The organism is Micromonospora sp. NPDC048907, from assembly GCF_055586885.1.
This window is the reverse complement of sequence record NZ_JBVJHI010000002.1, coordinates 622,995-646,848: the sequence shown is the minus strand read 5'-3', so window position 1 is coordinate 646,848 and position 23,854 is coordinate 622,995. Positions and strand designations below refer to the sequence as shown.

Annotated in this window: 24 protein-coding genes and 1 other RNA gene; 18 read left to right on the top strand and 7 right to left on the bottom strand. The window is 73.2% G+C overall.

What is annotated here, in order from left to right:
• Positions 1-5 precede the first annotated feature (5 nt).
• On the bottom strand, positions 6-263 hold the full coding sequence (locus ACZ6PY_RS08080; RefSeq protein WP_262282270.1) for a DUF3040 domain-containing protein: 258 nt from the start codon (positions 261-263) through the stop codon (positions 6-8).
• A 451-nt stretch (positions 264-714) separates the two neighbouring features.
• Between ACZ6PY_RS08080 and ACZ6PY_RS08075 the strand changes: the two genes are divergently transcribed.
• Genes ACZ6PY_RS08075 through ACZ6PY_RS08055 form a run of 5 tightly spaced genes read left to right on the top strand, consistent with a single transcriptional unit; the run spans position 715 to position 6,912 of the window.
• On the top strand, positions 715-2,742 hold the full coding sequence (locus ACZ6PY_RS08075; protein ID WP_466070285.1) for a DUF1800 domain-containing protein: 2,028 nt from the start codon (positions 715-717) through the stop codon (positions 2,740-2,742).
• A gap of 14 nt (positions 2,743-2,756) precedes the next feature.
• Entirely contained in the window at positions 2,757-4,130 is a 1,374-nt protein-coding gene (locus ACZ6PY_RS08070) for a DUF1501 domain-containing protein (protein WP_466070789.1), read from the top strand.
• On the top strand, positions 4,127-5,542 hold the full coding sequence (locus tag ACZ6PY_RS08065) for a ferredoxin reductase family protein (RefSeq protein ID WP_466070283.1): 1,416 nt from the start codon (positions 4,127-4,129) through the stop codon (positions 5,540-5,542). The genes ACZ6PY_RS08070 and ACZ6PY_RS08065 overlap by 4 nt, the downstream gene beginning before the upstream one ends.
• Positions 5,543-5,554: 12 nt before the next feature.
• Complete coding sequence (locus ACZ6PY_RS08060; RefSeq protein WP_466070282.1) at positions 5,555-6,139, top strand: FMN-binding protein; 585 nt, start codon at positions 5,555-5,557, stop codon at positions 6,137-6,139.
• 47 nt (positions 6,140-6,186) lie between these two features.
• On the top strand, positions 6,187-6,912 hold the full coding sequence (locus tag ACZ6PY_RS08055; RefSeq protein WP_466070787.1) for an FAD:protein FMN transferase: 726 nt from the start codon (positions 6,187-6,189) through the stop codon (positions 6,910-6,912).
• Positions 6,913-6,928: 16 nt separating this feature from the next.
• Here ACZ6PY_RS08055 and ACZ6PY_RS08050 read toward each other — a convergent pair whose 3' ends face one another.
• The gene (locus tag ACZ6PY_RS08050; protein ID WP_262282274.1) at positions 6,929-7,090 is read right to left on the bottom strand and encodes a hypothetical protein; all 162 of its coding nucleotides are present in this window, start codon (positions 7,088-7,090) and stop codon (positions 6,929-6,931) included.
• 85 nt (positions 7,091-7,175) lie between these two features.
• The gene (locus tag ACZ6PY_RS08045; protein WP_466070281.1) at positions 7,176-7,856 is read right to left on the bottom strand and encodes a bifunctional DNA primase/polymerase; all 681 of its coding nucleotides are present in this window, start codon (positions 7,854-7,856) and stop codon (positions 7,176-7,178) included.
• 234 nt (positions 7,857-8,090) lie between these two features.
• Between ACZ6PY_RS08045 and ACZ6PY_RS08040 the strand changes: the two genes are divergently transcribed.
• The 7 genes from ACZ6PY_RS08040 (at position 8,091) to mctP (ending at position 14,909) form a co-directional block, all read left to right on the top strand.
• Positions 8,091-9,317 carry a helix-turn-helix domain-containing protein gene (locus ACZ6PY_RS08040; RefSeq protein ID WP_466070279.1) on the top strand — a complete coding sequence of 409 codons (1,227 nt, stop codon included), beginning with the start codon at positions 8,091-8,093 and terminating at the stop codon, positions 9,315-9,317.
• 16 nt (positions 9,318-9,333) lie between these two features.
• Positions 9,334-9,915 (top strand): flavoprotein, encoded by a 582-nt coding sequence (locus ACZ6PY_RS08035; RefSeq protein ID WP_466070277.1) that lies wholly within the window; start codon positions 9,334-9,336, stop codon positions 9,913-9,915.
• Positions 9,916-10,008: 93 nt separating this feature from the next.
• Entirely contained in the window at positions 10,009-10,875 is an 867-nt protein-coding gene (locus ACZ6PY_RS08030) for a Nif3-like dinuclear metal center hexameric protein (protein WP_466070275.1), read from the top strand.
• Positions 10,872-11,609, top strand: a complete 738-nt coding sequence (locus ACZ6PY_RS08025; protein WP_466070273.1) for a zinc ribbon domain-containing protein — start codon at positions 10,872-10,874, stop codon at positions 11,607-11,609. Before ACZ6PY_RS08030 ends, ACZ6PY_RS08025 begins: the two co-directional genes overlap by 4 nt.
• A 5-nt stretch (positions 11,610-11,614) precedes the next feature.
• The gene (locus tag ACZ6PY_RS08020; protein ID WP_466070271.1) at positions 11,615-12,802 is read left to right on the top strand and encodes a bifunctional RNase H/acid phosphatase; all 1,188 of its coding nucleotides are present in this window, start codon (positions 11,615-11,617) and stop codon (positions 12,800-12,802) included.
• 209 nt (positions 12,803-13,011) lie between these two features.
• Positions 13,012-13,254, top strand: a complete 243-nt coding sequence (locus ACZ6PY_RS08015) for a DUF3311 domain-containing protein (RefSeq protein ID WP_262282281.1) — start codon at positions 13,012-13,014, stop codon at positions 13,252-13,254.
• Positions 13,254-14,909 (top strand): monocarboxylate uptake permease MctP, encoded by a 1,656-nt coding sequence (gene mctP, locus ACZ6PY_RS08010; RefSeq protein WP_466070269.1) that lies wholly within the window; start codon positions 13,254-13,256, stop codon positions 14,907-14,909. Before ACZ6PY_RS08015 ends, mctP begins: the two co-directional genes overlap by 1 nt.
• 52 nt (positions 14,910-14,961) lie before the next feature.
• Here the strand turns inward: mctP and ACZ6PY_RS08005 are convergent, their stop codons facing one another.
• Positions 14,962-15,441, bottom strand: a complete 480-nt coding sequence (locus ACZ6PY_RS08005) for a MarR family winged helix-turn-helix transcriptional regulator (RefSeq protein ID WP_466070267.1) — start codon at positions 15,439-15,441, stop codon at positions 14,962-14,964.
• 56 nt (positions 15,442-15,497) lie between these two features.
• Between ACZ6PY_RS08005 and ACZ6PY_RS08000 the strand changes: the two genes are divergently transcribed.
• Positions 15,498-16,730, top strand: coding sequence for an MFS transporter (locus tag ACZ6PY_RS08000; RefSeq protein ID WP_466070265.1), 1,233 nt, complete (start codon positions 15,498-15,500; stop codon positions 16,728-16,730).
• A 42-nt stretch (positions 16,731-16,772) separates the two neighbouring features.
• Here the strand turns inward: ACZ6PY_RS08000 and ACZ6PY_RS07995 are convergent, their stop codons facing one another.
• Entirely contained in the window at positions 16,773-17,534 is a 762-nt protein-coding gene (locus ACZ6PY_RS07995) for a sulfite exporter TauE/SafE family protein (RefSeq protein ID WP_466070263.1), read from the bottom strand.
• A gap of 118 nt (positions 17,535-17,652) precedes the next feature.
• Between ACZ6PY_RS07995 and rnpB the strand changes: the two genes are divergently transcribed.
• Positions 17,653-18,062: RNase P RNA component class A (rnpB, locus tag ACZ6PY_RS07990), an RNA gene on the top strand.
• Positions 18,063-18,106: 44 nt separating this feature from the next.
• Here rnpB and ACZ6PY_RS07985 read toward each other — a convergent pair.
• Positions 18,107-18,760 (bottom strand): Type 1 glutamine amidotransferase-like domain-containing protein, encoded by a 654-nt coding sequence (locus ACZ6PY_RS07985; RefSeq protein WP_466070261.1) that lies wholly within the window; start codon positions 18,758-18,760, stop codon positions 18,107-18,109.
• A gap of 481 nt (positions 18,761-19,241) precedes the next feature.
• On the opposite strand from ACZ6PY_RS07985, the gene ACZ6PY_RS07980 reads away from it, so the two are divergent.
• The gene (locus tag ACZ6PY_RS07980; RefSeq protein ID WP_466070259.1) at positions 19,242-19,754 is read left to right on the top strand and encodes a hypothetical protein; all 513 of its coding nucleotides are present in this window, start codon (positions 19,242-19,244) and stop codon (positions 19,752-19,754) included.
• A 29-nt stretch (positions 19,755-19,783) separates the two neighbouring features.
• Positions 19,784-20,341: a GNAT family N-acetyltransferase gene (locus ACZ6PY_RS07975; protein WP_466070257.1), complete on the top strand. Its 558-nt coding sequence runs from the start codon at positions 19,784-19,786 to the stop codon at positions 20,339-20,341.
• Here ACZ6PY_RS07975 and ACZ6PY_RS07970 read toward each other — a convergent pair.
• On the bottom strand, positions 20,299-21,534 hold the full coding sequence (locus ACZ6PY_RS07970) for an MFS transporter (RefSeq protein WP_466070255.1): 1,236 nt from the start codon (positions 21,532-21,534) through the stop codon (positions 20,299-20,301). The two genes, ACZ6PY_RS07975 and ACZ6PY_RS07970, sit on opposite strands and share 43 nt — an antisense overlap.
• Positions 21,535-21,606: 72 nt before the next feature.
• On the opposite strand from ACZ6PY_RS07970, the gene ACZ6PY_RS07965 reads away from it, so the two are divergent.
• Positions 21,607-22,449: a LysR family transcriptional regulator gene (locus tag ACZ6PY_RS07965; protein ID WP_466070253.1), complete on the top strand. Its 843-nt coding sequence runs from the start codon at positions 21,607-21,609 to the stop codon at positions 22,447-22,449.
• A 186-nt stretch (positions 22,450-22,635) separates the two neighbouring features.
• A complete protein-coding gene (locus tag ACZ6PY_RS07960; RefSeq protein WP_466070251.1) occupies positions 22,636-23,847 on the top strand; it encodes a PP2C family protein-serine/threonine phosphatase in 1,212 nt (403 codons plus the stop codon).
• Positions 23,848-23,854: the final 7 nt, after the last annotated feature.

Sequence of the window (23,854 nt, the reverse complement as noted above, 5' to 3'; positions counted from 1 at the left end):
CGCCGTCATAGCCAGCGTCGGCGGAACCGCCACATGAGGCAGGCGTTGGCGAGCAGCACCACGGCGCAGATCGCGCCGGCCATTCGCCCGGCCAGTACGGTCATCGCCGGCAGCGAGGCCCACAGCACGATCGTCAACAGCATCAGGTACCGGCCTCGGCGGCCCCGGGCCCGGTGGTCGAGCCGGGCGAAGAACTGCGGGTCACTCTCCCGCAGTTGGCGGGTGATCTGTTCGAACCTGCGCTGATCCTCTTTGCTGAGCATGGCGGTGCCTTCCCCTCACGGCTTCAGCGGTTCGGCGGCATACCCGGAACGGAGGCGGGTCACGCGCTGCTCCCACCGCTACTTTCGGCGGGGCCGGACAGGTGCGCACGCACCGGCCGGACACCTCAGCGCAGGCTTATCCGTGCCTTAAGTTTCCCTCAGCGGTTGAACGCCGCCAGCAGCGTCGCGAGGGGCGGAAACGTCACGTCCGGGCGGGGACCGCCCGGGTCGCCCCTGCTCCGGAGGCCGCCGGGCATCGACGGTCGCCCCGGGGTTCCGCCGGCCGGCCTGAGCACCGTCTTAAGTGCCCTCGCGGCCGCCGTCGGCGCGCCTTGAGCGCCCGGAGACGCGTGGTTACTTTCCCGTAGCAACTCCTCCGGCAACCGTCGCCGCCCCTCCGCCCACCCCCGGGTCGCAGGCGTGCCGGCGCTCGAAGAAAACGGGAAGCTACATGGCCGACCTGAACGTGCCACCGCGTCGACCCCGGGACGATCGCGGTTGGGACGGATACCAGCACCCCCATCCGGACGGGTACCGCGACAACGCCATGCCGTACGCCGGTCCCGGCGGTTACCCCACCTCCGCGGCGCCCGCGTCCGGCCCGCAGTGGGTCGGGCCCGACGGCTTCGCCAGTGGCCACCACCCCCAGCCGTCCGGCGGGTACGCCCCGCCGCCCGCACCGGGACTGCCCAACCTGGACGACGACGACGAGCCGCGCCGCGGCCGGCGGCGGGCACTCGCCGCGATCGGTGGCGCGGCGGTCGTCGCCGGTGGCGCGGCCCTCCTGTCCCCGCAGATCCGGGGCCTGTTCTCGGACGACCCGGTGGCGGGCGACGCGACCGGCACCGTGGTCACCGACGGCACCGCCGCCCGCCCGAGCGGCCAGCAGCCCAGCACGGTGCGCACCTACACCGAGCAGAACGAGAGCTACATGGGCTCCCGGGCCGGCGCGGCGCTCAAGCGCAACGCGCCCGCCGGCGGCCGGGTCTTCGCCAGCCCGGCGGCCGCCGCGGCGGCGACCGAGGTGACCGTCAAGACCGTGCTCGCCAAGGACCCGATCCGCCACCTGGCCAGCCGGACCACGTTCGGGCCGACGCCGAAGGTGCTCGCCGACATCAAGCGGCTCGGCATCGACGACTGGCTGCGCCTGCAGCTCCAGCCGGAGAAGATCGCGCCCACGAAGGCCGAGCTGAAGCTGGCCGAGCTGCCGACCCTCAAGCTGACCCCGACCCAGCTGCGCGACCAGCGGGACCAGCTCAACGAGCGGGGCGCCCAGCCGGAGCGGGAGACGGTGGACGCCACCATCGCCCGGCAGATCTGGTCGGACCGCCAGCTCTTCGAGGTGATGGTCGACTTCTGGAACGACTTCCTGCACGTGGCGGCCGACTTCGACGGCGGCGAGATCTACCGCAACTCCTTCGACCAGGACGTCATCCGCAAGCACGCGCTGGGCAGCTACCCGGAGATGCTGGTGGCCGCCAACAAGCACCCGGCGCTGCTCATCTACCTGAACCAGACCGACTCGCGCAAGGACGCGGTCAACGAGAACCTGGCCCGGGAGAACCTGGAGCTCTACTCGGTCGGCGTCGACGGCGGCTACACCGAGAAGGACGTCCGCCAGGCCGCCATGCTGCAGACCGGACGGGGTGTCGCCGACGGCAGGTACCGGTTCTTCCCGGAGCGGCACTACGTCGGCAAGGTCAAGATCCTCGGGTTCAGCCACGCGAACAACTCGACCGACCCGAAGGTCGCCGACAAGGTGATCGACCAGTACATCACCTACATCGCGCTGCACGCCTCGACCGCCCGGTACGTGGCGAGCAGCCTCGCCACCCGGTTCGTCTCGGACACCCCGCCGAAGTCCCTCGTGGACCGGCTGGCCAAGGCGTACACGACGAACAAGGGGCAGATCCGGCCGGTGCTGGCCACGCTGTTCAGCTCGTCGGAGTTCTGGGCCTCGGTGGGGCAGAAGGTCCGCCGCCCGATGGAGTACCTGGTGGCCACCTACCGGTCGCTGGGCGTGGGGCCGGAGGCGTCCGCGGGCTTCGAGGGCGACAAGCGGCGCACCCCGTTCGCCCAGGGGCTGCGGCAGATCCAGGACAAGCTGCGCGAGCTGGGCCAGTACCCGATGGGCAAGCCCACCCCGGACGGCTACGCCGACGTCTACGTGGCCTGGACCTCCGCCGGCACCATGGTCGACGGCTGGAACGAGGCCGGCGACCTGATCGGCGCCTACCGCAAGCAGTTCACCTACGTCCGGCCGGAGAAGCTGGTGGCGAAGCCGCCGACGACCGCCGGGGCGTACGTGGACGCGCTGGCCCAGCGGCTGGTGCACCAGAAGCTGAGCGCCAAGGAGAAGGCCCTCGTGCTCGCTGTCGCCGGGGTGTCGGCCGGCACCAAGGTCGACGCCACCTTCAACGGGGCCATCGCCGCGGTCGCGCGGACGATCCTCGCGTCCCCCCAGCACCACCTCCGGTGAGGCATTCGATGGAGATGACCGTGAACCCGTACCCCCTGCACCCCGAATGCCCCGACCTGCGCCGGCTGGCCGACAACCCGGCCGAGGCGTTGCTGCGCGCGGAGGCCGACATCGTCGCGGCCGAGAACGCCGCCGAGGCGGACCGGTACCGCCGGCTGGAGGAGCTGGAGGAGGCCCAGCAGGACGGCCGGGGCGTCACCCGGCGTACCTTCGTCGCCGGCGCCGCGGCCACCGCGACCGCCCTGGCCACCGCCCAGTTCGTCACCACCTCGGCGTCCTTCGCGGCGACCAAGACCGGCACCCTGATCCACGTCTTCCTCTACGGCGGGCTGGACGGGCTGAGCCTGGTCGCCCCGGCCGACGACCCGGTGCTCGGCAAGGCCCGCCCCGACCTGCTGCTCGGCAACGACTCGCTGGCCCTCGGCCGCGGCTTCAAGCTGACCAGCGCGTTCGCCCCGCTGGACAAGTGGCTGAAGGCCGGCCAGCTCGGCTTCGTGCCGGCGGTGTCCGACCCGCGGCTGTCCCGCAGCCACTTCCAGGCCGCCGACGCCTGCAACCTGGGCGGCCTGCCCGGCGAGACCGGCGGCCGGGGCTGGCTGGACAGCCTTGTCGACACCCTCGGCAAGGGCACCGCGTTCCGCAGCGTCGGCATCGGCAGCACCCTGCCCCGCTCGCTGGTCGGCGTGAACGGCGCGATCTCCCTCAACAACGTCGGGGAGCTGCGGCTCAACGGCGACGACAAGTACCGCGCGGCGACCGAGAAGGCCATCCGCGGCCTGTTCACCGGGATCAACCACCCGGTCGAGGAGGCGGTCATCGAGGGCATGGGCGCGCTGGCCACCGCGCAGAAGCTGGCCGCGAAGCCGTACGCGGCCGCCGCCGGGGTGAAGTACGAGGGCGTCGGGTACGCGTTCCAGCAGCTCGCCCAGCTCATCAAGGGCGGGGCGAACGTCCGGGTGGCGACGGTCGGCATGGGCGGCTACGACACCCACGAGAACCAGGGCACCCGGGAGGGCGGCCAGCTCTGGCGCCGGCTCAACGAGCTGGCCAACGCGATGGCGGCGTTCTTCACCGACCTCGGCGACCGGGCCGCCGACGTGACGGTCATGGTGTCCAGCGAGTTCGGCCGGCGGGTCGCCTCGAACCAGGGCGGCACCGACCACGGGCACGGCGGGGTGGTCACCATCCTGTCCGGGCGCAAGCTCGCCGGCTCGCTCCTGGGCACCTGGAACGGGTTGAACGATCTCGACAGCGGAGACGTACCCGAGTACAACAACATGTTCAACGTCTACGGGTCGGTCGCGCAGGGACGGTTCGGACTGACGACCGCGCAGGTGGACAAGGTCTTCCCCCGGCAGAAATACACCCCCGTGAAGTTGTACGCGTGACCTATCAGGACACCTTCGCCGCCGGCCGCCGCAGCGGGGCATCCGCCCCGTACGGCGGCCGTCCGGCTGCCCCCGTACCCCCGGGTCGGCCGCGTCGCGGGCCGGGTGGACGGCGGGCGCTGGCCGCCGCCCTCTGGCTCGGCCTGGTCGCCGCGGTCCTGCCCTGGTGGCTCGCCACCCCGCCCGGCTCGCTGGCCGACACCACCCACGTGCTGACCGCGGCCGGCCGGATCACCGGCCTGGTCGCCGGCTACCTGCTGCTGGTCCAGGTGCTCATGATGAGCCGGCTCGGGATCCTGGAGCGCTGGCTGGGCGGCGAGCGGCTGTCCCGGGTGCACCGGGACCTCGGCGCCACCCTGCTGGTGGCGGTCCTCGCCCACCTGGCGCTGCTGGTCGTCGGGTACGCCCGGCTGGAACGCAACTCGATCCTCGGCCAGGTCGGCGCCCTGCTGACCCACTACGAGGACATGGTCTCCGCCTTCGTGGCGACCGGCATCATGGTGGCGGTCGGGCTCACCGCGGTCCGGGGCGTCCGCCGGCGGATGCCCTACGAGCTCTGGTACCACCTGCACCTGACCAGCTACCTCGCCCTGCTGCTCGGCTACGGCCACCAGTTCAGCAACGGCGCCCAGCTCTACGAGCCGGGCCCGGTGCGCACCGGCTGGATCGCCGCGTACCTGCTGGTGGTGGCCGCGCTGGTGTGGGGGCGGCTGGTCGCCCCGCTGCGCTTCAACCTGCGGCACCGGCTGCGGGTCGCCGACGTGGTGGCGGAGAGCCCGGACACCGTCTCGATCTACCTGACCGGGCACCGGCTCAACCAGATCGACCTGCTCGGCGGCCAGTACTTCCGCTGGCGCTTCCTCAACCCCGGCGGCTGGTGGCAGTCGCACCCGTTCTCGCTCTCCGCGGCGGGCAACGGCCGCTGGCTGCGGCTCACCGTGAAGGTCGTCGGCCGGCACACCGCCGACCTGCGGGATCTCACCCCCGGCACCCGGGTCTGGGCGGAGGGCCCGTCCGGCACCTTCACGGCCGCGCACCGCACCCGGGAGCGCGCCCTGCTGATCGCCGGCGGCAGCGGCATCGGCCCGCTGCGGGCCATGCTGGAGGAGCTGCCGCCCGGGGCGGCGCTCATCTACCGCGCCCGCACCCCGGCCGACGTGCTGCTGCACAACGAGCTGGACTGGCTCGCCCAGGCCCGGCACACCTCGGTCTGGTACGTGGTCGGCTCCCGCGACGACCCCGGCCCCCGGCAGGTGATGAGTCCGGAGGGGCTGCGCCGGCTGGTGCCCGACCTGAACAGGCGCGACGTCTACCTGTGCGGCCCGGGTGGCCTGGTCGAGGAGGCGGTCCGGGCGCTGCGCCGGGCCGGCGTGCCGCGCCGGCAGATCCACCTCGCCACCTTCGAGCTGTAGAGAGGCCCGCCCATGCGTCGCGCGCTCCTCGCGATCACCGGCCTGGCCGCCGGCACCACCGCGCTGGTGGTGCTCAAGGGCGCCCCCGGCACCGGCCAGGCAGCCCAGGACCGGCCCGTCGCCGCGGCCCCCGTCGCCCCCGGCGGGTCGGCGGCCCCCGAGCCGACCCCGGGTGCCGCCACCCCCTCCGCCCGGCCGAGCGCGTCGGCGAAGCCCACCGCGAAGCCCGGCCCCAGCCGCACCCCGGCCGCCCGGGGCGGCACCACGGCCCGGGCCACCACCGCCGCGCCGCGGGCCACCACCAAGGCGCCGACGGTCACCACCCGCACGGTGACCGGCCCGACGGTCGCCTACCGGTACGGCTCCCTGCGGGTGCAGATCACCCTGAGCGGCAGCCGGATCGTCGACGCCACCGGCCTCGACATGCCGGTCGGCGGTCAGGAGGGCCTGCGCGCCGACGACGTGCAGGCCCGCTACAGCGGCAGCTCGGGCGAGGTGGTCGCCAAGCAGAGCGCCAACCTGAACACCGTCTCGGGGGCCACCTACACCAGCACCGCCTACAAACAGTCGCTCCAGGCCGCGCTGGACAAGGCGTGAGCGTGGGGGCCGCGGTCCGGCCGGGTCTGCGCCGGGTCGAACAGATCATGGGTACGGCGATCAGCCTCGAGCTGGCCGACGACCTGCCCGCCGCCACCCTTCACGAGCTGGCCGAGGGCACCTTCGCCTGGCTGCGCGAGGTGGACGCGCGGTTCAGCACCTACCGGACGGACAGCGAGGTGTGCCGCCTGGACCGGGGCGAGCTGCCGCCGGCCGAGGCGTCGGCCGACCTGCGGGCGGTCCTCGAACGCTGCGCCGACCTGTGGACCGGCACCGACGGCTTCTTCGACGCGTACGCCACCGGGCGGCTCGACCCGTCGGGCTACGTCAAGGGCTGGGCGGCGCAGGTGGCCTCGGACCGGCTGGTCGAGGCCGGCGCCCCGAACCACTGCGTGAACGCCGGCGGTGACGTCCGGGTCCGCGGCAACCCGGTCACCGGCGGCCCGTGGCGCATCGGCGTCCGGCATCCCTGGGACCCGGCCGCCACCTGCCTCGTGCTGACCGGCACCGACCTGGCGGTCGCCACCTCCGGCGTCTACGAGCGCGGTCACCACGTCGTCGACCCCCGCCGGGGCGCCCCGGCCGTGGGCCTGCGCTCGGTCACCGTGGTGGGCCCCGACCTCGGCGTCGCCGACGCCTACGCCACCGCCGCCGTGGCCATGGGGGAGCCCGGCATCGGCTGGCTGGACCGCCTGCCCGCGCCCTGGCGGCACGCGGTGGTGACGGACGACGGCCGCCTCCGGCACTCCCGCGACCTCCCGTCGAGCGCCTGAGGGCGCGGGACGGGGGTCAGCGGAGCGGGCGGTGCGTGGTGGCGGGGCGGGAGCCGCGCGGGCGCGAGCCGCGGGGCCGGGTGCCCCACGGGCGGGTGAAGGCCCAGCGGTACGGGCGGCGCCGGTGCGGCGGTGGCTCGGTGCCGCCGCTGTGGCGGGCCGCGTCGTCCTCGGACATGTTCCACCCCCGCTCCGGCGCTTCTGCGCCTCCGGGAGGCACAACGAGTGCGACGCCGGTGAGGTCGCTGCCCGGGAGCCGCCGGTCAGCAGCCGCGCCGGGGGAGGGGGAGCTGGCCGGGGAGCAGTTCCGGGGCCAGCGTGATCCCGGCCGCCCGTAACGCCGCGATCAACGCGTTCTGCACCAGGTACGAGTCGGGCAGCCGCCAGCGGGCCTGTTCGGGGGCGACCGCCCAGCGGACCGTCCCCTCCGGCAGCCGGGTCGGCGGGGCCGGGATCCACGAGCCGGGACCGTGCCGGACCACGTGGAAACAGTGGTCCAGTTCCGGGCGCAGCGGGTCGCCGGGGCGCACCAGGAACATCCAGCGGCCGGTGGGGGTGACCAGCACCGGCCCGCGTACGCCGAAGCCGGCCGGATGGGTGGCGAGCGTGTCCAGCACCCGCCGGCCCAGGTGGGCCGCCACCTCCAGCACGTCGAACGCGTGCCCGGTGGGCAGCAGCACCCCGTGCGGGCGGCTGCGCCACCAGGTGGCCACCCGGGCCGGGTCGGCGCTCGCCGCGTGCTCCCAGTTCTCCAGGGCGGGGTGGCAGCCGACCGTGGGGCAGCCGGCCCGGCCGCAGACGAAGCGGCTGTTCGCCAGGCAGGCGCCGGGGGTCACCGGCCAGCCGTGCGCGGCGTACCGGACGGCGACCCGGCGGAGCCGGACCCGTTCCAGCGGCGACAGGTGAGCCACGCGCGGTCCGACATTCCCCCACATGTGTCCCATCCCCTCTCGCCCGCCCGGAACTGTCCACACACCACACGTCGAACGCCGTCACTGCCGTAACCCACGCTCGTTGATCTGACGAACGGCTGATGCAACTTGCACGAAAACTACGAGAACTGGCTGTACGGTCGACGTACAGACTGTGCGACCAGCGAAAACCTGAGAACCGACGGGCCGTTGCGAAGGTCGACCGGGGGAGATCAGCCGGACGCGGGCAGGGGGAGGGATGGGGAGATGGACGAGCTACCCATAGGCCGGCGGGTCGCGTACTGGCGGAGCCGGCGCAAGATGTCCCAACAGGTCTTCGCCGACCGGCTCGGCAAGTCCAAGAGCTGGGTGGACAAGGTGGAGCGCGGCGTCCGGCGGCTGGACAAGTTCTCCGTGCTCTACGAGATCGCCGACATCCTCCAGGTCGACGTGCAACTGCTCCTCGGCAAGGACCCGGAGCGGCGTACCGACGCCCTCAACTGCATCGACCAGGTCGAGGTCGAGGAGATCCGCGCCGCGCTGGAGCGCTACGACTCGATGAGCGCGTACTTCGACGCGGCGCCCTACCCCCCGCCGCTGACCGACATGCGCAAGGCGGTCAACCACGCCTGGCTCACCTACCAGTACGGCCGCTACGGCATGCTCACCCGGGCCCTGCCCAAGCTGCTGCGCGACGCCCAGGCCGCCGACGCCGGCTACGGCGGCGACCAGGCCCGGGAGGCCGCCCACCTGCTCGGGCAGGTCTACCAGATCGCCTCCTCGGTGCTGCGCAAGCTCGGTGAGTGCGACCTGTCCTGGCTGGCCGCCGACCGCTCGATGGCGGTCGCCCAGCGGGCCGACGACCCCCTGCTCGCCGGCATCGCCACCACCCGGGTCTGCAACGCCCTCGTCGCGATGGGCCGCCCCCGCCCCGCGCTCGAACTCAACGTGCGGATCGCCAACCGGCTGGCCCCCGGCGGCGAGAACGACGTCCGGCCCGAACGCCTCTCGGTCTACGGGATGCTGCTGCTCCAGGGCGCCATGGCCGCCGCCCGCATCGGCGACTCGGCGACGGTGGACGACCTGCTGACCGGGGCGGCCGAGGCGGCCACCCTGCTCGGCGGGGACCACAACCACTACTGGACCTCGTTCGGCCCGACCAACCTGGAGCTGCACCGGGCCGCCGCCGCCGTCGAGCTGGGCGACGGCGGCCGGGCGGTGGAGACCCACCACCGGCTGGCCGAGCCCGCGTTCAACGCGCTGCTGCCCGAGCGGCGCGCGCACCACCTGCTGGACATCGCCCGCGGCTTCGCCCAGATCGGCGACGTCGCCAACGCCGGGGACATGCTGCTCCGCGGCGACCGGCTCGCGCCCTCCGAGATCCGCTGCCGGCCCATCGCCCACGAGGTGATGTCGGACGTGCTCCGTCGCACACGGGGTGCGCCGCCTTCGCCGATCGCGGAGTTGGCTGAGCACATGGGAGTCGGAGTATGAGCGCCGGTCGGGTCCTATGACCGGTTCGCACACCAGCAACGGGCACCGTCGGGTGCTCTACGTCATCGCCTGCGGTTCGCCGCTGGCCCGTCACGTCGGCCGGCTGGTCGACCTCGCCCAGCAGGACGGCTGGCAGGTCTGCGTGGTGACCACGCCGGACGGCGCGAAGTTCGTCGACCGGACGGCGTTGGCCCGGCAGACCGGCCACCCCGTCCGCACCCACTACAAGAACCCGGGCGACCCGGACGTGCTGCCCCCGGCGGACGCCATGCTGGTCTGCCCGGCGACGGTCAACACCGTCAACAAGTGGGCGGTCGGCATCGCCGACACCCTCGCCCTCGGCCTGCTGGTCGAGGGGCAGGGGATGGGGGTGCCGATCGCGGCCGTGCCCTACACCAACGTGGCGATGGCCGCGCACCCCGCGTTCCGGGCCAGCCTGGCCCGGCTGCGCGAGTGGGGGATCCGGGTGGTCTTCGGCGACCACGTGGTGCCGCTGCACCCGCCGGGCACCGGTGAGCGGCACCTGGACGCCTTCCCGTGGGCGGCCGGCCTGGCCGCCCTGCGCGCCGCGCCACGCCCGGCCGCCCCGGTCGGCTGACCGCCGCCGCACCGGCCGGCGGGATCCGCCCCGCCGGCCCGGTCCGGGCCAGCCGGCCCGCGACGGGGCCCGACGCCGGTAAGCTGGCCGGCCGTGAGCACAACCGGATCGCCGCCCACGGTCGCCGACGTGGTGGCCGCGCTCGACCGGCGCTACCCGCCCGCCTGGGCCGAGGAGTGGGACCGGGTCGGGCTGGTGCTCGGTGAGCCCGAGACCCCCGTCCGGCGGGTCGCCTGCGTGGTCGACGTGGTCCCGGAGACGGTGGCCGAGGCGCTCGCGGCCGGGGCCGACATGATCGTCGCGCACCATCCGCTGCTGCTGCGCGGCGTCTCGTCGGTGGCCGCCACCACGTACAAGGGGCGGATCGTGCACCGGCTGATCAAGGCCGACGTGGCGCTGTATGTCGCCCACACCAACGCCGACGTGGCCGATCCCGGGGTGTCCGACGCCCTGGCCACCCGGTTCGGGCTGACCGGGCTGCGCCCGCTGCACCCGCCCCGCCCCGGTTCGCCCGCCGCCGGCCCCGGCCGGGGCATCGGCCGGATCGGCGAGCTGCCCACCCCGCTCACGCTGGCCGAGCTGACCCGGCACGCCGCCGCCGTGCTCCCCGTCACCGCCTGGGGAGTTCGCGCCGCCGGGGATCCCGGGCGTATGGTTCGTACCCTCGCCGTCAGCGGCGGCTCGGGGGACAGCTTCCTCGCCGAGGCGACCGCGGCCGGGGTGGACGCGTTCCTCACCGCCGACCTGCGGCACCATCCCGCCGGTGAGCACCTCGCCGCCGGCGGCCCCGCCCTGCTGGACGCCGCCCACTGGGCGACCGAGCGACCCTGGCTGGACGACCTGGCCGCCCACCTGCGGGACGAGCTGGGCGTCGAGACCACGGTGTCCGACCTGGACACCGACCCGTGGACCGTGCACGCCGCCGCACCCCGACCGGACGACAAGGAGCCCCGACCGTGAAGGCTGACCCGAAGGTGCAGCGCCGCCTGCTCGACCTGCAGGCGATCGACACCACGCTCGCCCAGCTCGCCCACCGCCGCCGGACACTGCCGGAGCTGGCCGAGCTGGAGGCCCTGGCGCGCGAGCTCTCCGCGCTGGAGGACGAGCGGGTCCGCGCCCAGGTGGCCGTGGACGACCTGGACCGGGACATCGCCCGGCTGGAGAAGGACGTCGACCAGGTCCGGGCCCGCAAGACCAAGGACGAGAACCGCCTCGCCGCGGGCACCGGCCCGGCCCGTGAGCTGGAGGCGCTCCAGCACGAGCTGGCCTCGCTCAACCGCCGGCAGAGCGACCTGGAGGACGCCGAGCTGGAGCTGATGGAGCAGCGGGAGACCGCGCAGGGCGTGCTGGACGGTGTCGAGCGGCGGATCGCCGAGGCCCGGGACCGGCGCGTCGCCGCCGAGCAGCGCCGTGACGACAGCCTCGCCGAGATCGCCAAGGAGGAGGAGTTCAAGCGCGGCGCCCGCCAGCCGCTGGCCGGCGACCTGCCCGCCGACCTGGTCGCCCTCTACGACAAGATCCGCACGGACACCGGCCTCGGCGCGGCGCTGCTCACCGGCGCCCGCTGCGGAGGCTGCCGGCTGGAGCTCTCCGGCGCCGACCTGGCCCGGATCCGCAAGGCCGACCCGGACGACGTGGTCCGCTGCGAGGAGTGCCGGCGGATCATGGTTCGGACCAACGAGTCCGGGCTGTAGCCGTCATGGCGGTGCGCGCGGTCGTGATCGAGGCCGACGGCGGGTCCCGGGGCAACCCGGGTCCGGCCGGCTACGGCGCGGTGGTCCGGGACCCGGCGACCGGCGAGGTGCTGGTCGAGCGGGCCGAGGCGATCGGCACGGCCACCAACAACGTGGCCGAGTACCGGGGCCTGATCGCCGGGCTGGAGGCCGCCGCCGAGCTGGGCGCGGCCGAGGTGGAGGCCCGGATGGACTCCAAGCTGGTGGTCGAGCAGATGTGCGGCCGCTGGCAGATCAAGAACCCCGGACTGCGGCCGCTCGCCGCGCAGGCCGCCGGGCTGGTCGGCCGCTTCGACAGCGTGCGGTTCAGCTGGGTGCCCCGGGAGCGCAACAAGCACGCCGACGCGCTGGCGAACGCGGCGATGGACGCGGCGGCCGGCCTGGCCCCGACCCGCCCGGTGGAGGCGCCGCGCGAGGCCGCCACCCCCGACCCGGCGGTGCGCGAGGTGGCCGCCCGGGCCGCGACCGGCCGGGCCACCGGCACCGACCCGGCCACCACGCCGGCCTCCTGGGAGCCGCGCCCGACCGAGGAGGCCACCCGGCTGATCCTGGTCCGGCACGGGGAGACCGAGCGGACCGTGCAGAAGCGCTACTCGGGGCGCGGCGACGTGCCGCTGACCGACCGGGGCCGGGCCCAGGCCCGGGCCACGGCCGCCCGGGTGGCGGCCCTCGCCCCGTCGGTCGCGGCCGTGGTCAGCTCGCCGCTCGCGCGGTGCGTGGCCACCGCCGAGGCGGTCGCCGCACTGGTCGGCAACCCGCCGGTACGCCCCGACGACGACCTCATCGAGTGCGACTTCGGGGTCTGGGAGGGGTGCACCTTCGCGGAGGTGCGCGAGGGCTGGCCCGGGGAGCTGGACGCCTGGCTGGCCTCCACCAGCATCGCCCCGCCGGAGGGCGAGTCGTTCGTCGCGGTGGCCGAGCGGACCGGCCGGGCCGTCGACCGGCTCCGGAAGGCGTACCCGGGGGAGACCGTCGTGGTGGTCTCCCACGTCTCGCCGATCAAGCTGGTGCTGCGCGACGCCCTCGCGGCCGGCGACGCCTTCCTGCACCGGCTCTACCTGGACACCGCGGGGATCTCGGTGCTCGACCTCTACCCGGACGGCGGCGTCGCGGTCCGCTCGGTCAACGACACCTCCCACCTCGCCGACGTCTGATTTCTTCCGGCGCCGTCCGGCCGCCCGCGCCGGCGGCGGCTCCCGCTCGGCGCGTCCGGCGCCGCGCCGCGACCGGGAGCCGCGGCCGTTCGGCGCACGCGGGCGGCCGCTCGGCGCATCGCCGTCCTCCGGTTGAACGTGACCGCGCTCACAGGGTCGTAGCCTCCGGCCGTCACATGGCTAGTTACGAGTTCCCGGAGGTGTGTCACATGGCAGCACCAGAACCGGAGGCGCCGACAACGGCGCGATCCAGGGCGAAGGACCACAGCCCCTGGAACTGGTTGCTCTTCATACCGATCGTGGTGCCGCTGATCCCGGCCTTCTTCAACGCCGACTCGCCCCGGCTGTTCGGCTTCCCGCGCTTCTACTGGCTGCAACTGGCCTGGATCATCCTCGGCGTGGCCACCACGACGCTGGTCTACCAGATGACGAAGAAGCGGGGTGACCGCTGATGTGGCGCGACCACCTCACCGAGATCATCGTCTTCAGCTTCCTCTTCCTGCTGGTCAGCGCCATGGGTTTCGTGGCGGCCCGGTGGCGGGCGCCGCGCGACATGGCCCACCTGGACGAGTGGGGCCTGGGCGGGCGCAGCTTCGGCGGCTGGATCACCTGGTTCCTGGTCGGCGGTGACCTCTACACGGCGTACACCTTCGTGGCGGTGCCGGCGCTGATCTTCGGGGCCGGGGCGGCGGGCTTCTTCGCCGTGCCGTACACGATCGTCATCTACCCGATGGTGTTCCTGGTGCTCTGCCGGCTCTGGTCGGTCTCGCACCGGCACGGCTTCGTCACCCCGGCGGACTTCGTCCGCAACCGGTTCGACTCGCCGATCCTCGCGCTGCTGATCGCGATCACCGGCATCGTGGCGACCATGCCGTACATCGCGCTGCAACTGGTCGGCATCGAGGCGGTGCTCAAGACGATGGGCGTGACCGGGGACAGCGCGCTGGCCCGGCACCTGCCGATCATCATCGCCTTCGCCATCCTGGCGGCGTACACCTACCAGTCCGGGCTGCGCGCGCCGGCGCTGATCGCCTTCGTCAAGGACTCGCTGATCTACATCGTGATCCTGGTGGCGGTCGTCTACCTGCCGTACAAGCTGGGCGGCTGGGGCGACATCTTCGACGCGGCCGACGCGAAGTTCAAGGCGTCACCCGCGCCCGGCGACGGCATCCTGCTCAACGCCAACAACCAGCTCCAGTACGTCACGCTCGCGTTCGGCTCGGCGCTGGCGCTGTTCCTCTACCCGCACAGCATCACCGGCGTGCTGGCCAGCCGGAACCGCGACGTGATCAAGCGGAACATGTCCGCGCTGCCGGCGTACAGCCTGCTGCTCGGGTTGATCGCGCTGCTCGGCTACATGGCCATCGCGGCGGGCGTGAAGCCGCTGCCCGGCGCCAAGGCCGGCAGCGTCGACGGCAACACCGTGGTGCCGCTGCTCTTCGACAGCCAGTTCCCGGACTGGTTCGCGGGCGTGGCGTACGCGGCCATCGGCATCGGCGCGCTGGTGCCGGCGGCGATCATGTCGATCGCGGCGGCGAACCTGTTCACCCGCAACATCTACAAGGAGTACCTGAAGCGGGACGCCAGCCCGGCGCAGGAGGCCAACGTCTCGAAGATCACCTCGCTGGTGGTGAAGGTCGGTGCGGTGGCCTGCATCGTCTTCCTCGACCCGCAGTTCTCCATCGACCTCCAGCTCATCGGCGGCGTGATCATCCTCCAGACGCTGCCGGCGGTGGCGCTGGGCCTCTACACCCGCTGGTTCCACCGGGGCGCGCTGATCGCCGGCTGGGTGGCCGGCATGGGGCTGGGCATGTGGATGCTCTACCAGATCGGGAACCCGGCGACCGGGAAGAAGCACTTCGCCGGCTCGGCCTTCCCGCTGGAGAAGTTCGGCTTCGACACGCAGAAGACGATCTACGTGGGCATCGTGGCGGTGCTGGTCAACCTGGCGGTGGCCGCGCTGCTCACCCTGGTGCTGCGGGCCGCGAAGGTGGCCGACGGGGTGGACGGCACCACCGCGGACGACTACTTCGCCGACGAGGGCGACCCGCGGGTCACCCCCGGTACGGAGCGCGACGCGGACGCCGCCCCCGAACCGGTCGCCTGAGCTGCTCCGGGGCCCCGGTCGCCACGACGGCGGCCGGGGCCTCGCCGCGCGCTCAGCGGCGGCGGGTGCGCGATTCGAGGGCCTCGTTGAGCCGGTGCAGCAGGTCCGCGAGGCTCTCCCGGTCGTCGGGGGACCAGGCGGCCAGGATGTCGCCGTAGAGCCGGGTCCGGGCGGCCCGCACCGCGGCCATCCGCTGGAGGCCAGCCGGGGTGGGTGAGATCACCGTGCCGCGCCCGTCGGCCGGATCCGGGGTACGCGCGATCAGCCCGTCCCGCTGCATGGCCGACACCTGGCGGGTGACCGTGGAGCCGTCCAGGTTCAGCCTCGTGGCCAGCGCGGAGACGTTCTGCGGGCCGGCGCCGGCCAGGTGCCGCAGGATCACGTACGCCGCCCGGTCCAGCACCCGGTGCTCGGCCGTGCCGGTGGCCCGGCGGGTCGCCTCGCCGAGCCGCAGGAGCATCGCCACCTCGGTCTCGATCCGGCCGAGGGTGGCCTCGTCCGCAGCGGTTCCCGTCGTCTCGTCGTCCCTCATAGCTGTATGATACAACTGATTTACCTGTAAGATACAGCTATCTGTCTGGAGGCGGAGTGGATCGGCGATCCGAACCCAACCGCAGTGCCATCTACGCCACCACCCTGGTGGCCTTCCTCGCCATCGCCGGCATCGCCGTGGTGGACCCGATCCTGCCCGCCATCGGCGAGGCGATCGGGGTGACCGCCTGGCAGGTCGAGCTGCTCTTCACCGCGTACATCGCGGTGATGGCGGTGGGCATGATCCCGGCGACCCTCGCCAGCGGGAAGTTCGGCTTCAAGCCGGTGCTGATCACCGGCGTCTCGGTGGTCGGCCTGGCCGCCATCCTCGCGTCGTTCAGCAACGACATCGTGCAGCTCTCCGTGCTGCGCGGCGTGTGGGGCCTGGGCAACGCGATGTTCTTCGCCACCGCCATGGTGGTGCTGGTCAACCTGGCCAACGACCGGGAATGGGTCGTCGGCCTCTTCGAGACCGCGCTCGGTCTGGGCTTCGCCGTCGGCCCGCTGATCGGCGGCCTGCTCGGCGAGGTGAGCTGGCGGCTGCCCTTCTTCGTCTGCGGCGTGTTCATGGTGCTGGCCCTGGCCGTGGCCTCGCGCAAGCTCCGCGAACCGGCCAACAAGCAGGCCCCCGTACGCCTCGGCGCGATCTTCTCGACCTACCGCAAGCCGGCGTTCGTCACCCTCTGCGTGGTCACCGCCGCCTACAACTTCGTCTTCTTCGTGGTGCTCGGCTACACGCCGCTCTACCTGCACCTCGACGTCATCCCGCTGGGCCTGGCCTTCACCGGCTGGGGCCTCGGCCTGGCCGCCGGCATCCTGCTGATCGGCCACCGGCTGGCGCACCGCATCGGCGCCGTGCAGACCGTCGGCATCGCCATCGCCGGCCTGCTGGTCTGCATGGTCCTCTTCGCCACCTCGACCGGCACCGCCATGTCGCTTGTGGTGCTGGTCCTCGCCGGCCTGTTCATGGGCCTCGCCAACGCCAACCTCACCGACCTCGCCCTGGGCCTCGGCTCCAGCGACCGGCGGGTCGCCACCGGCGCCTTCAACCTGGTCCGCTGGGGTGCCGCCGCGCCGGCCCCGATCATCTCCGGCAAGCTCGCCGAGCACTCGCTCGCCCTGCCGTTCTGGGTCGGCTTCGGGGTCCTCGCCGTCGGCGTGCTGGTCTACCTCGCCTTCGCGCACCTGATGGCCGCCGGCTACGGCGAGCGGGTGCTCTGGTCCCGGTGGAACTCCGCCGCCCGCCGCAACGAGCACGCCCCCGAGGAGCCGGTCGGCGAGGCGTACTGAGTTGGGAAGGGGCCCCTCGCGCCGGGGCCCCTTCCCACCCGGTCAGCCGAGGGCGCGGTAGAGCAGGTAGAGGCCGATCACCGTGCCGAAGACCACGATGACGGTCCGCAGCACCACCGGCGGGAGCCGGCGGACCAGCCGGGCACCCACGTACCCGCCGACAAGCGTCGCCGGCGCGACCACCGCGACCGCGGCCCAGTCGACCGGACCGAAGAGCGCGAACACCACGAGCGTGGTCAGCCCCACCACGGCCGAGAGCAGGTTCTTGATGGCCGACACCCGGGCCAGCGTGGCATCCAGCACGAGGGCCAGACCGGCCACCAGCATCACCCCGAGCGCCGCGCCGAAATAGCCGCCGTACACCGTGCCCAGCGCGACCATGACCTGCACCGTGAGGGTGCGGCGGCGCGGGCCGATGTCGGCCGGATGGCCGACCAGCCGGCGCAGCGGGTCCTGGAAGGCCAGCACGGCGGTCGCGCCCAGCACCAGGAACGGCACCACCAGTTCGAACGCGCGCGCCGGGGTGGCCAGCAGCAGCACGCAACCGACGATCGTGCCGCCCACCGCCGTCGGCAGCAGCGGCCAGAGCGCCCGCCCCCGGGGCAGGTCCGCCCGGCTGCCCGCCACGCTGGCCACGTAGCCGGGGAAGACCGACACCGAATTGCTGACGTTCGCGGGGACCGGGGGCAGGCCGATCGCGATGAGGGCCGGGAAGGTGATCAGGGAGCCGCCCCCGGCCACCGCGTTGACCGTGCCCGCGGCGAGACCGGCGGCAACCAGCAGCGCGACGTCGGAGAGGTTCATGATCCCGCAGGCTAGCCCGCCCGAGCCCCGCACGCAGGACCACCCTGCGCGCACCGCGCGGCGGGCCGGGGTGGAAATGGGCGCGGGGGCGCCGTCGTTAGGATGAGTGCGCGACGGACGAGTCGACCGGGCGGTCGCGTCGGCGGGCTGAGGCCCGCCGCCGAGGAACGTCCGGACTCCACAGGGCAGGGTGGTTGCTAACGGCAACCCGGGGTGACCCGCGGGACAGTGCCACAGAAAACAGACCGCCGGCCCGACACGGGACGGTAAGGGTGAAACGGTGGGGTAAGAGCCCACCAGCATCCCGGGTGACCGGGATGGCTCGGTAAACCCCACCCGGAGCAAGGCCAAGAAAGGGTCGTCACCGCAAGATGGCGGCCCGCGCAGACGCTTGAGGGCGGCCCGCCCGATGTCTGCGGGTAGGCCGCTGGAGCCTGCCGGCGACGGTAGGCCGAGATGGATGGCCGCCGCCGGCCGCCCTTCGGGGCGTGCCGGTCACAGAATCCGGCGTACAGGTCGACTCGTCCGTCGCCCACCAGGCCGGCCGCCACGCCGATCACTGTTGGCTGCGGCTACGAGGAAAGCTGCTTCCAGTGCCCCTCGGAGACGACCTCGACGCTGCCGTCGATCACCTTGATGGCCGTCTGGTCGTCGATCGCGTACGCCGGACCCGCGATCTCGGCCACCCACTTCTCGGCACCAGCCATGGTGTTGTCCGGCTCGAGACCCAGATGCGGGAAGATCGAGAAGTCGACGACCCCCAGTGTGCGGTCGTCGGGCGCGAACTTCCACTCGACGAAGTCCGCACCGATCCGGGGAGTCAGCACCATGCTCCCCGCACTCAACCCCACCCAGACCGTGTCCCGCAGCGACGGCAGGAGGTCCGCCAGCCCGGACTGCCGCATCCAGTGGCACAGGTACGTCGCATCGCCGCCCGCCACGAGGATGACGTCAGCCTCCCGGACCCAGGAGACCCACCGCTGCTCGCCGATGCTGGGCAGCGCTGACAGCTCGAGGACGCCCAGCGACTTCCAGCCCAGGCCGCACATGGGTAGCGGCGTCTCACCGGTGATGAAGCGCCAGGCCGAGGCCGGCCCGCCCATGGGGTAGGCCGCCGTAGGGATGCAGAGGGCACTGGATTCGGCGATCGGCTTGCCCAGCAGGTCGACCAGCGCATCGCGGATGCTCGGGTTCGTGACGCCCGCGGACGTGAGAAGAAGCTTCACGCTTGCCTCCTGTACGTAGCGCTCATGACGCTCTCCTCGAGAGTCGGGAGTCGAGAGTCGCGAGATCGGGTGTGCAGGAATACAGACTGGACACCGTAGCGAAACTCATCGCCGTGCCACACCGCCGGTTCCGATGCCGGCGCTGCTGGTTCCCGCGGCCGCCGTCCGCGGTCTGAACCCCTGCCCCCGTCGGCTCGTGCCGGCTGTGCCCGGCACGGACGATGCTGAGCCTTGTCCCGGGGAAAGGTGCAGCACCGACAGGTGGCCTGCCGAGCACGCACGCCGGACGCAGGCCATCCAGCGCATGTCGCGGTCGCGCCGCCGGGGGTACGCCCGCGAATCCGAGCCCCTCCGGCGGGGGAGCGGAATCCCCTCAGGAGGGGAGGCGTGGTGTCGCCGAATCAATGATCTTGGTGGTATGAGAGTTCACGCCGGCCCTCGTTGGGCCTACGGCACGTTCGCGTGGCTGATGCTTTTCGTCGTGTCCCACGTGGTGGCGGTGTTCCTGCCCGGTGACGATCCGACCGGTGACGGACCCTGGAGTCTGCGGACGTACGTGATCTTCAACATCGTTCTCATCCTCATGTCGGCCGTCGGGGCGGCTGTCGTCGTCGCCACCGTCCGGCCGTGGGGGCGACGCGTACCCCGATGGATGCTGCTCGCGCCGCTGTGGTTCGGCAGCGCGCTGCTCGTCGTCCGCGGGGTTCCCGGGATGGTCGAGAACCTGCTGATGGCCGCGGGCGACCGCGGCGGCTTCGTGGGGACGGACGACATCTCCACGGCTGAGTTCTGGGCCGGGATCGGGATCAACACCTATTTCTTCGTGGGCGCGGTGCTGCTCGCGGTGACGACGGTCTCCTACTCCCGCGGATCCGCGCCGGACGGTCTGCCGCGGATCCGTCAGGAGACGGCTGCCATCGCACTGCCCTCGCCGGCTGGTCCTGCCACGCCCGGAAAAACCGTTGCGCGTGACCGGCGCCGGATGTCTGGTTGATCGGCCGCCGGTACCGGAGGGAACGTGCCATGTCGCTGCCCGCCCCCACGCTGCACACCACCCGCCTGAGGCTGCGTCCGTTCGACGACGCGGATGCGGAGGACCTCTTCGCGCTGCACAGCAGCCCCTACGTGCTGCGCTACTGGGACGCGCCCCCGTGGAGCGATCCCGTGCGCGCCGAGCGGTTCATCGCGGCCTGCCGGCAGATGGCCGAGGCGGGCACCGGGGCGCGGCTGGCCGTGGATCGTGACTCCGACGGGACGTTCCTCGGCTGGTGCGGCCTGAGCCGGTGGAATCCGGACTACCGCAGCGCATCGCTGGGCTACTGCTTCCACGAAGCCGCGTGGGGCCACGGCTACGCGACGGAGGCCGCGGGCGCCCTGCTGCTCTGGGCGTTCGACACGCTGGACCTGAATCGCGTCCAGGCCGAGACCGACACCCGCAACGTGGCGTCCGCCCGGGTGCTGGAGAAGCTCGGGTTCCGGCGGGAAGGGACATTGCGGGAGGACTGCGTGGTGAACGGCGAGGTCTCCGACTCGTGGGTCTACGGGCTGATCAGGCGGGAGTGGCGGCCGCCGCCGTCCTGAGCGGCGGCCGCCAGCCCCTGCGGGGCCGGGGGCCGGGCGGGCGAGCGGCGGGACAGCAGGTATCCGGTCAGCGCGGCGGCAACCCCGGCCAGCCCGGCCGCCGCGAAACCGCCCGCCGGCACCGAGGCGCTGATCGCCACCCCGACCACGGGGGATCCGAGCGCGAACCCGGCGCTCAGCGCCGAGGACTGCAGGCCGGTCGCCTCGCCCCGCACGCCGGCCGGCGCCAGCCGGCTCACCGCGTGGGCCACCGCGGAGAGGGTCGGCGCGGCGAGCAGCCCCGCCGCGGCGCCGGCCACGCACAACCAGGGCCAGGTGTGGGCCAGGCCGGCGGGAACGGTCGCCAGCCCGAGCAGGCCGAGCAACAGCCAGGTGGGCAGTGGCCGGGGCAGCACGCCGTACGCCAGCCCGCCGGCGACGGAGGCCACGCCGTAGGTGGCCACGACCACGGCGGCCCAGGGCACCTGGCCGGCTTCTTCGAGGGTGGCGACGATGGCCAGGTCGGTGCCGCTGAGCACCATCGTGGCGCCGAACGCCATCACCAGCACGGCGATCATGCGGGGGCCCAGCCACTCCCGGCGACGGGGGCGGTCGACCGTGTCGGCGTCCGCCTCGCCGTCGGCACGCAGCGGCGGGTTGAGCAGGGCGAGCCCCGCGCCACCCGCCACGATGGCGGCGCCGACGCCCCAGGCCACCGCGCCCGGGGAGACCTGCGCCGCCAGGAAGATCACGATCGGCGGGCCCACCACGTACGACAGTTCGCCCTGCACCGATTCCAGTGCGAACGCCGCCCGCCGCAGTTCCGCCGTCGTCATGGCGGCGATCGCCTGCCTGGTCACCAGCTGGGCCGGAACCATCAGCAGACCGGCGGCGAAGGCCGCGCCCACCAGGATCCCGTACGGCAGCAGCGGCACGCTCAGCCAGAACACGATCTGCAGGCCGACGGTGGTCGCCAGCACGACACGCGCGCCCCGCCGGTCGATCGTGCGGCCGAGCAGCGGCCCGCCCAGCGCCACGCCGGCGGTCAGGGCCGCCGCGACACCACCCGCGGCCGCGTAGCCGAGGTCCAGGCCCAGCACGACGTACAGGGTCAGCGCCATCACGTCGGCGGTGATCGCGACGCGGGCGAGCAGCGAGACGCCCAGCAGCGCTGCCATCCCCGGCACGGCGAGCACCTGTCGGTATCCGGTCACCCTTCCGACGCTAGGTCCGCCACCGGACCATAGGAAGTGGCGATTTTGCGGGCTCGGCCATAATGATTGGTTATGGCCAAGGATCTGGAGACCGCGTTGCTGCGGTCGTTCGTGACCGCCGTCCGGGCGGGCAGCATCAGTCGGGCCGCCACCGCGCTCGGCCAGACCCAGCCCGCGCTCAGCCAGCAGTTGCGCAAGCTCGAGAGGGTTGTCGGCCGTCCGGTGCTCAACCGGTCGCCGGCCGGCGTCTCGCCCACCCGGGCGGGTGAGGAACTGCTGCCGTACGCCGAACGCATCCTGTCGCTCTCCGCGCAGGCGCTCACCGAAACCGGACGTGCGCTCACCGGGCACTGCGTCGTCGGGCTGCTCGAGGACCTCGCCGCGTCGCAACTTCCGCAGGCCCTCGCCGACCTCGCCCGGCTGCACCCCGGCGCCACGCTGGAGGTGCTCAGCATCTCCAGCGCCGCGATGCGGGAGGCCTACGACGCGGGCCGCGTCCAACTCGTTCTCGACGCGCTGCCGGACCTTCCCGGGCCGCCCCGCTGGACGGTGCGCCGCCCGCTGGTCTGGGCCGTCGGCCAGGGAGTGGACGTGGCCGCCGATCCGCTGCCGGTGGTGCTGTTCTCGAACCCGTGCTCCTGGCGTACGTCGGTGCTGGAGACCTTGAAACGGACCGATCGGCGCTGGCGGGTGACGTTCGAGAGCAACAGCCTGCTCGGTGTGCTCGCCGCGGTACGGGCCGGGCTCGGCGTCGCCGCGCTCATGCCCGCGAACCTCGAACCGGTCATGGCCTGCCACGACTCGAACGCCCTGCCCGCCCTGCCGGACGTCGAGTTCGGTCTCGCCCGGCACCCCCGGAACGAGGGCGACCCGCTGGTCGACGCCGTGGAGACGGCGCTGCGACGCACGATCTGAGCGGTAGCCGGCGTGACGCGGGACTCCCTCGGCGATCCCACGGGGGCGAATCACCTCGCGAATCCGGCGTACCGTCTACTCGTCCGTCACCCCGCGCGCCGGATGTCCGATCCGACCAACCGGCGGGACGGCCGTCCGAGGGGTCGCCGGAAGCGGAACTTGCCGGGGCGCAACTAGGATCGTGGGGTGGTTCAGGCGGAGGTCCTCGGGGACGAGCAGTGGTTACGCCGCATCGAGGCGGTAACCGACGCGACGCTGTCCCGACTCGATGTCGCCGATCTCTTCGACGAGCTGCTCGACCGGGTGCGTGACCTGCTGCGGGTCGACACGGCCGCGATCCTCCTGCTCGACGTCCGCGCCCAGCAGCTGGTGGCCACCGCCGCCCGGGGGCTGGAGGAGGAGGTCCGGCAGGGCTTCCGGGTCTCCGTGGGCCGCGGGTTCGCCGGCCAGGTCGCGCTCACCCGCCAGCCGGTCATCATCCAGACGGTGACCCGCGACAACGTCGTGAACCCGGTGCTCATCCAGACCGGGGTGCGGTCCCTCCTGGGCGTGCCGATCATGGCCCGGGGCGAACTCGTCGGCGTGCTGCACGTGGGCACCCTGGCCCCGCGACAGTTCACCCTCGACGACGTCCGCCTGCTCGAACTGGCCGCCGACCGGGTCAGCCTGGCCAGCAGCGCCCGGGCGAACACCCTGGACCAGACCGCGGCCCTGGCCCTGCAACGGAGCCTCATCCCCACCGAGCTGCCCCGTCTGCCCGACCTGGAGCTGGCCGGCCGGTACATCCCGGGCCACGCCTCCGGCGTCGGCGGCGACTGGTACGACGTCTTCACCCTGCCGTCGGGCTGGCTGGGCGTGGTCGTCGGCGACGTCTCCGGGCACGGGCTCGCGTCCGCCGTCGTGATGGGCCGGGTCCGCAGCGCGCTGCGCGCCTACTCGCTGGTCTCCGACGACCCGGCGGAGGTGCTCACCCTGCTCGACCGGAAGGTGGTCCACTTCGAGGCCGGCAGCCTGACCACCGCGCTGTATCTGATGATCTCCCCCGACCGGGAGACCCTGCGCGTCTCCGTGGCGGGCCATCCGCGCCCGGTGCTGGCCGCGCCCGGCCGCGCGAACACCGTGCTCGACGCGTACATCGATCCGCCGCTCGGCGCGGGCCGGAGTCGGAAGCGGCGCAGCATGACGGCCGACTTCCCGCCGGGCTCGGTCCTGGTCGCCTACACCGACGGGCTGGTCGAGCGTCGTGGGGAGCTGTTCGACGCCGGCATGGCCCGGTTGACCGCGGCCGTCCCGCTGGCTCCTGTCGACACGGTGGCCGCCACCGTCATGGCCACCCTGGACACCGAGCACCCCACGGACGACATCGCCCTGCTGGCCGTCCGCCGGCTGCCCCAGTAGCCCCGCG